At 61.0% G+C, this 12,455-nt stretch carries 11 protein-coding genes; 5 read left to right on the top strand and 6 right to left on the bottom strand.

Annotation, left to right across the window (positions count from 1 at the left end):
- Positions 1-7 precede the first annotated feature (7 nt).
- Together Q4B98_RS00845 and Q4B98_RS00840 are read left to right on the top strand one after the other, a co-directional pair.
- Entirely contained in the window at positions 8-1,174 is a 1,167-nt protein-coding gene (locus tag Q4B98_RS00845) for a carotenoid dehydrogenase (RefSeq protein WP_303194771.1), read from the top strand.
- Between the two features lie 44 nt (positions 1,175-1,218).
- Complete coding sequence (locus Q4B98_RS00840) at positions 1,219-3,483, top strand: UvrD-helicase domain-containing protein (RefSeq protein WP_303194769.1); 2,265 nt, start codon at positions 1,219-1,221, stop codon at positions 3,481-3,483.
- Here Q4B98_RS00840 and metF read toward each other — a convergent pair.
- Positions 3,380-4,318 carry a methylenetetrahydrofolate reductase [NAD(P)H] gene (metF, locus tag Q4B98_RS00835; RefSeq protein WP_303194768.1) on the bottom strand — a complete coding sequence of 313 codons (939 nt, stop codon included), beginning with the start codon at positions 4,316-4,318 and terminating at the stop codon, positions 3,380-3,382. The two genes, Q4B98_RS00840 and metF, sit on opposite strands and share 104 nt — an antisense overlap.
- 91 nt (positions 4,319-4,409) lie before the next feature.
- On the opposite strand from metF, the gene Q4B98_RS00830 reads away from it, so the two are divergent.
- Entirely contained in the window at positions 4,410-5,507 is a 1,098-nt protein-coding gene (locus Q4B98_RS00830; RefSeq protein ID WP_303194765.1) for a polyprenyl synthetase family protein, read from the top strand.
- Positions 5,508-5,517: 10 nt separating this feature from the next.
- Here the strand turns inward: Q4B98_RS00830 and Q4B98_RS00825 are convergent, their stop codons facing one another.
- Positions 5,518-5,916, bottom strand: coding sequence for a barstar family protein (locus Q4B98_RS00825; protein WP_303194763.1), 399 nt, complete (start codon positions 5,914-5,916; stop codon positions 5,518-5,520).
- 322 nt (positions 5,917-6,238) lie between these two features.
- On the opposite strand from Q4B98_RS00825, the gene Q4B98_RS00820 reads away from it, so the two are divergent.
- A complete protein-coding gene (locus Q4B98_RS00820; protein WP_303195545.1) occupies positions 6,239-7,684 on the top strand; it encodes a protein kinase in 1,446 nt (481 codons plus the stop codon).
- Between the two features lie 49 nt (positions 7,685-7,733).
- Entirely contained in the window at positions 7,734-8,690 is a 957-nt protein-coding gene (locus Q4B98_RS00815; protein WP_303194761.1) for a DMT family transporter, read from the top strand.
- Positions 8,691-8,700: 10 nt separating this feature from the next.
- On the opposite strand, the gene Q4B98_RS00810 is transcribed toward Q4B98_RS00815, so the two are convergent.
- From Q4B98_RS00810 to Q4B98_RS00795, 4 genes are all read right to left on the bottom strand, one after another.
- Positions 8,701-9,348, bottom strand: coding sequence for an MBL fold metallo-hydrolase (locus tag Q4B98_RS00810; protein ID WP_303194759.1), 648 nt, complete (start codon positions 9,346-9,348; stop codon positions 8,701-8,703).
- A gap of 80 nt (positions 9,349-9,428) precedes the next feature.
- Positions 9,429-10,847, bottom strand: coding sequence for a class II 3-deoxy-7-phosphoheptulonate synthase (locus Q4B98_RS00805; protein WP_303194758.1), 1,419 nt, complete (start codon positions 10,845-10,847; stop codon positions 9,429-9,431).
- Between the two features lie 75 nt (positions 10,848-10,922).
- Positions 10,923-11,495: a 1-acyl-sn-glycerol-3-phosphate acyltransferase gene (locus tag Q4B98_RS00800; RefSeq protein WP_303195544.1), complete on the bottom strand. Its 573-nt coding sequence runs from the start codon at positions 11,493-11,495 to the stop codon at positions 10,923-10,925.
- Positions 11,496-11,646: 151 nt separating this feature from the next.
- Positions 11,647-12,402, bottom strand: a complete 756-nt coding sequence (locus tag Q4B98_RS00795; protein ID WP_303194757.1) for a 1-acyl-sn-glycerol-3-phosphate acyltransferase — start codon at positions 12,400-12,402, stop codon at positions 11,647-11,649.
- Between the last annotated feature and the right edge of the window lie 53 nt (positions 12,403-12,455).

Here is a 12,455-nt window from a genome sequence, read left to right as displayed (position 1 = left end):
CAGGAATATGGGAACGGTTCACATCCTCGGAGACGAACTCGTTGCTCTGGCTGCCGCCCTGAGACTGGCCCGAGCCGGACACAATGTCACCATCGTCACATCCTTACCGCGATGGCGAGCTGACTCCCCACATCCGCTGGCACCCGAGATCGGCGCTACTCTTGAGCTGCCCTCGGCGTGGCGAGATCTGTTCGCAAAATCCGGACGAGCCATGGACGCAGAACTGGCTGAGATTGGCTTGAATCTGGTTAAGGAACCTGACCGCCGCCTCCGGGCTGGCGATGACATAGTGACAATGCCGACGGAACGAGGAGAGCAGATCCATGCCGTCCGCGATCGCTACGGGGAGCACACCGCGAATACCTGGCGTGACGTCCTCGACCACGCTGACACCATCTGGCAGGCTCGACGCCGCAACGGAGTCGAGAAGGCGGTAACTTCACGGCCCTCCACTCTTCCTGAGGCCATTCACGTTGATCTGTGTTCTCCTCTCGCTGAGTTGTCCACCGATGAGACTCGACTTGCTGTGACGCGAATCTTCGGCTGCTGGAACCTGGTTGGACCCCATGGCCCCACCGACCTTCAACCGTTGTTGAGTCTTCTCGACCGCAGACTGACCAAACGCGGGGTGAAAATCGATCCCTCACCAACCTCACCTCCAGACGCCATCATCGACACCATCTCCCCCGTCCCTCGGCGTTCCCGATGGCATCGCGCACCCCAGCCCTGGCTCTCCCCCACTGTCACCGTCACCATGAGTGACGAGCAGCTCCCCCACAACGGCATCGATCACACGCTGGAATGGACCCCCGACGGACTCATCGAGACATGGACTTGGTGGGATGGCAGCCAGACGCACCGAATCTGTCATGACCACACTCGTCCCATTCCCGACCCTGGCATGGGCACCGTGTGGTCGTCATGGCGTGATCGTCCTCTCATGACGTGGACCCAGCACAAATCAATCCCGACCTTGCCTGCCTCCCCCGCATCACACGGCGGCCCAGAACCCTGGGCGAGGCTCTTAACCGGCGCTCTGGCCGCCTATCTCACCCACGAACGTCTTACCGGAGAGGACATAAGCCCCACCAACAAAGCCATCGGAGCAGCAGGGCGCCTGCGGCGAGGTCACAGTTCCACCGATCGAGCCTCGACGCGTAGACTTGTTCGTTAGCCCCGCGACACCAAGTCCGAGGCAGGCTCTCGTGAAGGACGACTTTGACCGAACACGACACTTCGACCACTGACCCTCGCGTTGTACAAGCTGAAATCGCCAAGGAACAGGCCCACGTCGACCGGGTCCGAACCCAGCTGGAAATCGACGAGAAGAAAGCTCGCATGCTCGCCAAGGCGGGCCAGGATATGTACCGCTCAGACCGCACCAGTTGGGTCCGAGAAGAGGACGGAACGGCGATGTTCGAGCGCGACGCCTTCTCCTACAACGCCGCCAAGAGGTTGGCTGTCCTCGATGCCGAACACGAGGGTTTGGTCTTCGGCCGACTCGACCTCACCGACGATGGCGAGGTACGTCACATTGGACGTATCGGCGTACGCGACGCTGACTATGAGCCACTCGTCATCGACTGGCGCGCCCGAGCTGCAGAGCCTTTTTACCGGGCTACCCCGACCGACCCGATGGGAGTCATCCGTCGTCGCGTCCTGCGCTGCCGGGACGACAAAATCCTCGGCATTGAGGACGACCTGCTGGACTCATCCTCACACACTGATCTACCCATCATCGGGGAGGGAGCCCTTATGGCCGCCCTCTCTCGGGCCCGCGACACCCAAATGCACTCCATCGTCTCGACCATCCAGGCGGAGCAAGACGAGGCCATCCGCGCCCCCTACCAGGGCGTGACGACAATCATGGGCGGCCCCGGAACCGGCAAGACGGTCGTCGCTCTGCACCGCGCCGCCTTCCTGCTGTACTCCCACCGCACCCGGCTGGAAAATGGCGGTGTCCTCGTCATCGGACCCTCCTCTGTCTTCATGAGCTATATCGAGCGGGTGCTTCCCAGCCTGGGCGAGGATTCCGTTACTCTCCGTTCCGTCGGCCAGATACCCTCCGACGTCTTGAAGTTCTCCTCCGATCGTCTCGATGAACCGCACACAGCCAACATCAAGGGCGGCCTCGACATGGTGGACGTCCTTACCCGGCTCGTCGACATGCCACTGTCAGCTGATCCGAACTCCATGCGCCTTCGGGTGACCGTCAAAGGCGAGGTCCTCACCCTTGACTCCCGCACCCTGAGTTCCATCCGCCACCGCATCCTCAAACACAACCGTTACAACGACGGTCGCGAGGCCGTTGAAGCCTCGCTAAAGGACCAACTGTGGAACATCCTTCCTGCCGACGTCGTGTCCGCCCATGACCTCAGCAAGGAACAATTTGACGACTTGGTCTCCTCCCAGGCTTCGTGGCGGATGTTCCTCAATGCGTGGTGGCCGAATCTGTCACCCACAGACGTTCTGGCCCGGCTAGCTGACCCGGCGGTCGCCAAGGCAGTGACCCCCGACTGGGATGACGAAACTCGCCAACTCGTCGTCAACTCCATACCCACCGAGACCGACCGGCGCGGACGCCGTGACTGGTCGGTGGCTGACATGGCTCTGCTCGACGAGTTGGCCGCCCTACTAGGCCCAGTTCCCCCCGAGCCAGACGCCGAGGACCCGGTCTTCATTGAGGGCGGTGACGCCGAAGAACTCGTCACTTTGGGGGACCGTCTCCATGACTCCCGCCAGATCGACGAGAACGAGCCACGAGACACCTACGCCCATGTCCTCGTAGACGAAGCCCAGGACATCTCGCCAATGCAGTGGCGCATGATAGGACGCCGAGGACCACAAGCCTCCTGGACGATCGTCGGGGACCCGGCCCAGTCGGCCTTCCCTGATCCTCGACAAATCCGGTCTGCCTTCGACGAACTAACCCGCAACGCTCCTTCACGAACCTTCACATTGACGAAGAATTACCGTTCCCCGGCAGAAGTCTTCGATCTTGCGGCCGAGGTCGTTACCACCGTCCAGCCTGACGCCGACCTTCCGCAGGCGGTGCGCTCGGTGGGAGTTCAGCCGACCGTGACGCGAACCGACGATCTGTGGACAGAGGTACGCTCCCAGCTCAACACAATGCTTCGCGAGGTCGAGGGGACAGTTGGTCTCATCTGCCCGGCGAGCCTCGTCGACCACGCTCGCGACCTCGCCACAGATCCGCGAATCATCCCAGTCACGACGATGCAGGCCAAGGGGCTCGAATACGACGGCGCGGTTGTCGTCGATCCGGAGCGGATCGTCTCTGAGACGGGGAACCCCACTGGTGGCGTCCGGGTGCTTTACGTCGCCCTCACCCGCCCGACCCAGCGCCTCGCTGTTATCGGATTCACGCAGCAGAAGTCGCCTGGAACTGTGCCGGCAGACCAACCAGTTTCGGCCGGCGCTGCGCGAGCATGGTCCGAAGCTCTATGGTCGCACGAGACCTGTTGAGCGTGTAGTAGTGCAGGCCAGGAGCGCCGTCATCGAGAAGCTCACAGCACAGGACAGCGGCGGCCTCCAGACCAATACGCCGCACAGCTGCCTTGTCATCCTTGACAGCATCGATCCGAGCCACAAGCTCGGCCGGGACATCGGTGCCAGACAGTTCTGCAAATCGATGAATCTGTCCGTATGAGGTAATGGGCATGATTCCGGGGATAATCGGGATGTCACATCCCATACTGCGTACCTTGTCCACCAGTCGCTGGTAGTGGGAGGGCAGGAAGAACAGCTGGGTGATAGCGAAGGATGCCCCTGCCTCGGCCTTGTCGACAAGGATACGAGCGTCCAAGTCGATGTCGGCAGCTTCCGGGTGTCCATCAGGGAATGCCCCGACCCCCACACATGCCTCGGGGTGGACCCGCTTGATGAGTTTGACGAGTTCGGTGGCGTTGGATAGTCCCTCTGGGTGAGCAACCCATGGTTGTCCCGCTCCGCCTGGCATATCACCTCGGATGGCGAGGATATGGTCAACCCCTGATTCGGCGTAATCAGCAACCATCTTCTCCAGGTCAGACACCGATTGATCGACGCATGTGAGGTGGCCAACGGTTCGCAATCCCGTTGAAACCATGTGCTGGGTGCAGCGGAGAGTGCGATCGCGTCGTGACCCATTGGCGCCATAGGTCACAGAGATGAAGTCGGGAGCCATCGGGACGAGAGCGTCGGTAGCACTCCAGAGCCGGTAAACATCGTCCTCACTGCGCGGCGGCATGAACTCAAATGAGTGCAGGGGGCGGTTTCCCGAGGCCAGCAGGTCGGCGATGGTTGGCTTCTGGGTCTGCATGATGTCAGGCTAGGCGGCACCCCCACGTCATGAGCATGCTGTCCAACCTGCGAACTCGTTTGAAAACGCCAGTCCACTCTATGCTGGCTCTATGTTCCCCTTTGACCCGTCAGCTCCAGTCAGCGCTGATTTCCGAGAGTCTGTGAGCGCGAGGATCACCTCTTTTCTCGATGGGGAGAAGGCGGTTGTCGACGCCATTGGCGCCGAGCTATCCCCTGTTCTTGACGCCGCCCGCGACTACACCGGCGGCGGCAAGAGACTTCGTCCCGCCTTCTGTTACTGGGGCCATGTAGCTGCTGCGGGACAGCCCGCAGAACCGGACGGGCTACTGCAAGCCGCTGCCAGCCTCGAACTACTGCACGTTTCGGCCCTCGTCCACGACGACCTCATGGATCACTCCAGCACTCGCCGCGGGCTGCCCTCGGCACATTGCCGCTTCGAGGCTGCTCATGCTGCGGCCAACGGAGATGGCCCCTCTGAACAATTCGGATTCGACATCGCCATCCTGTTAGGCGATCTTTTGCTCGTGTGGTCCGCCCAAATGTTTGCCTCCACACCTCTGGAAGCCGACAAACTCGCAGCCGCCACACCTCTCCTGGACGCCATGCGCACGGAGGTCACCTGTGGTCAGGTCCTCGACGTCACCTCTCAGTCGGGGATGGCCGGGTCCGACTCGGAGTCGGCTCTTGATCTCGTCGGTCGCGTGGTGGAGTACAAGAGCGCTTCCTACACGGTGGTACGCCCTTGCCAGATCGGGGTAGCCCTCGCTGGCGGTTCGGATCGTCTGCAGCAAACGATGGCAGATTTCGGCTCCCCCATTGGACGGGCCTTCCAGTACCGCGACGACCTACTGGGCGTATTCGGGGATGCCGAGCTCACTGGAAAACCGGCAGGAGACGATCTGCGAGAGGGCAAGCGCACCGTGCTCGTCGCCCATGCCCTCAGCCAAGCGAGCCCCGAGGACGCCACTCGGTTGCAACAATTCCTCGGTCGTCCCGACCTCGACGACTCCGACATTGCTGCTGCACGCCACATCATTGAGACCAGTGGAGCCAAAGAGGCCGTCGAGTCCACCATTGATGAGTGTCACCGACGCGCTGTGGCAGCGCTGGATGACGCAAAGATGACCCAAGCAGGCAAGACTGCTCTGCGTGAACTGGCCCGCCAGTGCGTCGAGCGTCGCTTCTGAGATATCCGGCTCACACCAGCAGCAAAGCGAAACCGTCAAGCTTGTCCTCATCGAGACACTGCCCGATGGTGTCGACCAACCGTCCCCAGTCCCGAGGGCTGTCGCATTGAAAGGGCTGCCAGCCGCTCCATAGCACCGCAGTGTCTGTCCTCATATCCGCCAAGCAGTCACGCAGCGCGTCGAGGTTGCGACCGTACCGACTCGGGAAGGATAGAACGCGCCCAAAACCCGCCAGAACGGCCTCCAGATCAGCGCCTCCCGACATATGAACGACGCGCCATCCAGCGTTACGCCACACCTGTGCAACCTGTGAGACATCAGCGCTACTTACTGGGTCTACAAGCACGATCCCCGGCCCCACGGGTCCGATACCCTGAGGGCCTGGCTGTGCGTCAGTATCGATTGTCATCGAAGGATCCTCGTGAAGTTGGAGCAGCGGTTCGCAGTTCATCATCATCGCGCGTCAGATACCCAAACAATGCCACGGAGCGGACGGAACAGGGACGCACGTAGCACGGACACACGAAGCAGCACAGGCACACAGCCCAGTGTCACATCTCCTACGCAACACTCACGTACCGCGCAACAGCCACGTACCGTGCAACAGTCATGGACCCAGCCTAAGGACTCGCCGGATCATTCTCTGAGGCCCTCATAGGGACTGCGCATACACTTCGAGGTGGGCCGCACCCCCCATCTTCCCCATCCGTGCGTGAGGCGTAATCGTGAGCATGACCATGAGCACTGACCCCTTGGTGGGTCACATCCTCGAGGGTCGCTACGAGATCGTGTCCAAAATCGCTCGTGGCGGTATGGCAACCGTGTATCGAGCCCAGGATTTGTGCCTTCCTCGTATTGTCGCCATCAAACTCATGCATGAGGGACTCGACGCGGAGCTTGCAGAAAGATTTGATTCCGAGGCCAAGGCGGCAGCCCGGCTCGTCAATCCCCATGTCGTTTCAGTCTTCGATCAAGGGATGGATGGGGATCGTCCCTACATCGTCATGGAATACGTGCCTGGGTGCACTTTACGTCACGTCATCACCCAAGAGGCACCCCTGACCCCGATACGTGCCCTTGATCTCCTCGAGCCGGTGGTGTCTGCTCTCGCCAGCGCCCACGAAGATGGGCTGGTACATCGTGACGTGAAACCCGAAAACGTCCTTATCTCCGACCGAGGCCAGATCAAGGTGGCTGACTTCGGCCTGGCCCGTGCCGTCGGTAACCAAACGATGTCAGCGACTTCGGGGCAACTCATCGGCACAGTGTCCTACATTCCACCAGAGAGGGTGACGCGAGGCAGTTCCGATGAGCGTTCCGACATTTACTCGGCTGGCATTGTGCTGTTCGAGATGCTCACTGGCCACAAACCCCATACCGGGGACTCCCCCATCCAGGTGGCGTGGGCCCACGTCAACAAGGACGTACCCGTCCCCTCCCAGTATCTGGCCCATGGCACCCGCGCTGAGCGGGACATCGCATGGCTCATTCCCGATTACCTTGACGGCCTGGTGAAGGTGTGTACATCGCGCGACCCTGCCAAGCGTCCTTCCAATGGTCGCGCCCTTCTCGATCTCATGCGTCGAGTTCGCCACGCCCTCTCGACGGGCCAGACCGACGATCCAGCTCTGGCCGCTCTGCAATCACGCGCTCGCCGTTCTAGTGCCGTCATCACCGATCCTGTGGCCCACGCCCGGCAAGGGTCCACCGATCGTTCGACCCGCCGCCGCAGTGAGCCGGTCCGCCCCGGCACGGCCTCGCCGTTGCAACGGTCACGCAACAGCGCCACCCCGGTATCCCCGCGCACTCCGGTCTCGACGCCAGTTTCTCCGTTGTCCCCGATGGATCGACGCCCGACCGCGCGAGTGACCCGGCCCACCAGCCACACCCGTACTCCCAGCCACACCAGGCCCACCAACCGCACCAGGCCCGCACATCGACCCGTCACTCACCCAGCGCCCCATTCCAGATTGGCTCAGGATGCCGTTTATCGCCGCCGTCGTGGAGTCATCGCAGCCATCTTCATCATGCTGATGGTGGCGCTGTGCGCGTACTTAGTCTTCCACTTCACGTCGTCGCAATCCTCCGCGAATCCGACCCCAGGCACACATTCGATCACGCGAACATACGATCACAGTGAATCATCCGGCATGAACAGCCTGTCACGAAATATTTAGGGCCGATCTGGGTTGCAGGGCGAAGATTCTTCGGAATATCATCTGATTCGTGGTTGGTTTTCGCTCGTCTCGCCTTGCCGTGCCCGCTCTTCTTCTCATGGCCGCTCTCTGGGGTTCAACCCTGGTCGTCATGAAGGGCGCTTATGCCCACATGAGTCCACAGAACCTTCTCGCCTGTCGTTTTATCCTTGCAGCCGCCGCCTTTGGCATCGTGTTTCCCAAGGCTTGGCGCACCGATATGCGCACCATCACCAAGGGAGTGGTCCTGGGCGTCCTCTTCGCTGCCGGCCAACTGCTTCAGGGCATTGGACTAGGCACCACCCAAGCAGCCGCGAACGGTTTCATTGCCAGCCTCTACGTGGTCTTCACCCCGCTGCTGACCGCTGTCATCTTCCGCAAGAAGGTGTCCAACGCTGTCTGGGGTGCCGTGGCCCTGGCAATCGTCGGTATGGGGATACTGGCCCTCGACTCGTCCTCCCTCACCAATGGGTTCGGTGTCGGCCAGTTGCTGACGCTAGCCTCGGCCCTGGCCTATGCCGCCCACATCGTCGCAACCGGGCGGTTCGCCAACCCGTCCAATGTTGCCTCTCTGGGCCTCTACCAGACCATCACCGTCGCTGTCGTCTGCACCATTGCAGCCTTGCCCGGTGGCTTGAGCATCCCCACTCACATGGAGGACTGGCTCGCCCTGGCATATCTGGCCATCATCTGCGGCACCTTGACGACCTTCATGCAGAGCTGGGGCCAGGCTCGCGTTGAGTCCACCCGCGCAGCTGTCATCATGTGTACTGAGCCGCTGTGGGGAGCCATTTTCGCGGTCGGTCTCGGTGGCGAAGCCCTGACAGGTCGAATCATCATCGGCGGTATCGCCGTCCTGGCTGCCATGGCCCTCGTGGTCCGTCCGCCTCGCCGCCGTCGCGGTGTACCTCAGCACCACGCCGAGTCCCCGAGACCCCACATCGATCCAGCCTGGGCCCCACGACTCGGCATGGACCGGATGCTCTGAGTCCTGGCGGTCAGTCCTCCGGTACCTCCCAGGGCTGGCCACCGCGCAGATCATGGAAAGTAGTCGGCACCATCTCTTGGTGACGGTCAAAGGACAGCTGCCAGCCTCGCTCATTGAGCAGTCCCTCATGAATGAGGAATCCGTGGCGGGCCCCCACAGACCGCGCAAAGTCGAGAGTCTCTTTCATGGCCGCCCATGGACCGTGGGCTGGGCAAGCCAGCACATCAACCCCGCGCGGGGTTTCGTCCAGCTCGTCTCCAGGATGGAAGAGGATTGTGCCGAGTCCCTCGCCGATGAGGAACCCGACATTGCCGATCGGCTCCAAATCCCGGTGGATGGTGGCGTGGTGGCCACCGACGGCTTCGATCCTGACGTCACCCAGTTGCAACACGTCGCCCGGAGCGATGGGGTCGGCGTCAAGAGCGGGAACCTCATGACATGCCCCCGCTTCAGCACGCACGACGGCCCCAGAGTTGGCGTCAACCAGAGCACCAATATGCTCCGGGTCAACGTGATCGGGGTGACGATGGGTGACGAGGATGGCGTCTAGATCGGTCAGCCCGTGCCAGGACTGGCTGAAGTTACCGGGGTCGACGAGGATCCGCTGCCCGGCGGCTTGAACAAGAATGCACGAGTGCCCCAGATGTGTGATTTTCATGTCTCAAGTGTTCCGCCGCGACCAGCCGGCGGCAACCAGTTCAGCCACATTCGCGCTGAACTGGCTCTGTTCTCATCGCGTCACAGATCAATACTGCGGAACCGTGCTAAGGGACTGACGGCATTGCGTTTGAGCCGACCATCTGCCAGCCTCTCGGCGATCATGAAAGCCAGTTCTAAGGACTGGTTACGGTTCAACCGCGGATCACAGGTAGTTTCGTAACGGTTCGCCAAATCTGCCTCGGCAAGCATGTCGATACCTCCCAAGCATTCCGTGACGTCATCACCGGTTAGCTCGATATGCACGCCTCCAGGCCAGGTCCCAAGCTCTTCATGAACGTCGAAAAAGCCATTGACTTCCTCGCACACATCCGTGAAGGAGCGAGTCTTGTAGCCGTTGTCAGTTTCGAAGGTGTTTCCGTGCATAGGATCGCAACTCCACACCACCTTGCGGCCGGTGGCCTCGACTGCCTTGACGACCTTCGGCAGGTTGGTGCGCACTGCTTTGCTACCCATTCGGGTGATGAAGGTCAGACGGCCCGGCTCGTGGTCAGGGTCCAAAGCCTCCGCGATGGCGACAGCGTCCTCCCCCGTCGTCGTCGGACCGAGCTTGACCCCCAGCGGGTTGCGCACATTGCGCAGGAACTCGACGTGGGCACCGTCGAGCTGACGAGTTCGTTCGCCAATCCACAGCATATGACCCGAACAGTCGTACGGCAGCTGCGAGCGCGAGTCGATTCTCGTCATGGCGTGCTCATAGTCGAGCAGTAGGGCTTCGTGGCTGGCGTAGAAGTCGACGGTGGACAGCTGATCGTCATCAATCCCACAGGCCATCATGAAGACCAGTGCGCGCTCAATCTCCGACGCCAGCGCCTCGTATCGCGCCTCAACATTGGAGTTGCGCACAAAGTCAGCATTCCACGCATGGATACCACGAAGATCGGCAAAGCCACCGGTCGCGAAAGCTCGTACCAGATTCAAGGTGGCTGCTGACGCGTTGTACACCCCAATCAAACGCTTCGGGTCATGTACGCGTGCTTCCGGAGTGAATTCAAAACCATTGACGGCGTCGCCCCGGTAGCTAGGCAAGGTGAGACCGTCTCGGGTCTCGGTGTCCTTGGAGCGCGGTTTGGCGTACTGCCCCGCAATGCGGCCGACCTTGACCACCGGAAGCTCACCAGCGTAAGTCATAACAACGGCCATTGACAGCAACACGCGGAGTTTACCCTTGATATTGGCGGCGTTGACTCCGGCGAAGGTCTCCGCACAGTCGCCGCCTTGCAGCAAGAACGCCTCGCGATTGGCCACCGAGGCCAGTTGGTGACGAAGGTCGTCACATTCCCCTGCAAACACCAACGGAGGCAAAGCGCGCAACTGTTCGATGACCTCGGCCACTGCCTGGGGATCGGGGTAACTCGGCTGCTGGACCCGTGGTAAGGCGTTAAGGGCCTCAAGACTGGGAACGCTGTGCGACATGATCGGGAGTCTACTTGTCATCACCACCATCATTGGCCTTGTTCCACACAGTGATGGAGCCAGAAGTGTTAAGCGCCAAAACCCTGCGTGGACAATGTTTCACTTGCCCGGGTGAATACCGTGCTCAGCTAGGCGATCCGCCAGTGACGCCTTGCGAGCCTGAAGTTGAGCAGCTAGTCGAGCTTTCTCCTCTTCACGAGCCAACTCCTCGGCGTCAAGGGTGCTCTCCTGCCACAAACGCTCCTGCTCGAACTGACGGCGCTTCTTACGATCTCGTCTCTGCCTGCGAACACGTGACAACCAGATGAGCGGGCGGGGTCGAAGATCTCCCCTCACCGCTGGGTAGTCCTGGTAGGTCAATCCCGTAAGATCGCACAAAGCCAGCGCAATGTCGTCAGTTGCAGCCCTGAGGACGGCATAAGAGTGTGGAGTGTCGGTATGCCGAGACAGATCGACTGGTCGACCTAGAACAAGGTTTCCATCTGAGACGTGAGCTGGAACGACGAGGACCCCGGTAGCCAGCGCCAATCGGGCTACCTCGACCTCAAGCCGATGAATTTGGCCAGCCCAACTTCGCAATCCCTCAGGCGCCATGACCACGGTGCGCCCCTCAGACAGGTGCTCTCGTGCTTCGACATGGGCGTGCTGTCGTGTGCCTCGAGGCTCGGACATCCGATAGGTCTTGCGGCCCATTCTCGACAGGCACTGCTCAGCCGTCGCCAAGTCATGACGAGAACTCAGGTGAACCGCAACGATCACTGGTTGAGCAGGCAGGGGCTGGCCCGTTACCTGCCCATGGGATCGACGCAACCAGTTCATACGACTAGACCTTAGTCACGGCGGGCGGCGGTACGGGCTTCCCGCCCGGTCGCGTTTTAACAAACGTGGAGACGTCCTTGCCCTTCAGGTCGCCGTGCTTGACACGAAATCCGTACACGTCGACATATTCCTGGCCAGTGAGATCACTGATCGCTCCCATCACTTCATCAGTGACCCAGCGCAGTACCGCGATTTCTGAGGAACGCCCGGCCAGGACGTCGAAATGCATGGGTTTACCAAAGACGATGGTCGGATGGTCCAACACCGGGACCCCAAGAATCTTGCGCTTTACAGTGGTACCGCTGATACCCATCGGTACAACAGGAGTTCCCGACCCCAGGGCCATACGGGCAACACCAGTTTTGCCCTTGTAAAGCCGGCCGTCGGGGGAACGTGTTCCCTCAGGAAAGATACCGACCAGACCACCCTCGGCGAGTCGGTCCTCCACCGAACCTATCGCGGCCAGGCTAGTGCGTCCGCCGGAACGATCGAGTGGCACCTGATCGATAGCGCGCAGAAACCAGGCGACGACCTTCGACCATAACCCACGATCGCCAGCGAAAAGCTCCTTCTTGGCCGGGTAGGTAAGTTTCCGATCAATCATCGCGGCGACGACAACGGGGTCCACAGCCGCAATGTGGTTACACGCCAGAATCGCCCCACCCTCAGCAGGTATGTTTTCCGCGCCGATGACGTGGGGGTGCCACAGGGCTCGCACTCCTGGCGCGAAGAGCGCATACTTGAAGAACTCGTACCACATGGGGCCTCCTCGGCGACTAAGCCTAGCGGTACCTCGAGCTGTCAGACGGTTGG

Origin of the sequence: Cutibacterium sp. (genome assembly GCF_030525615.1) — a bacterium.
In the GTDB taxonomy this organism is placed as follows: domain Bacteria; phylum Actinomycetota; class Actinomycetes; order Propionibacteriales; family Propionibacteriaceae; genus Cutibacterium.
This window is presented reverse-complemented; position numbering and strand designations above follow the sequence as displayed.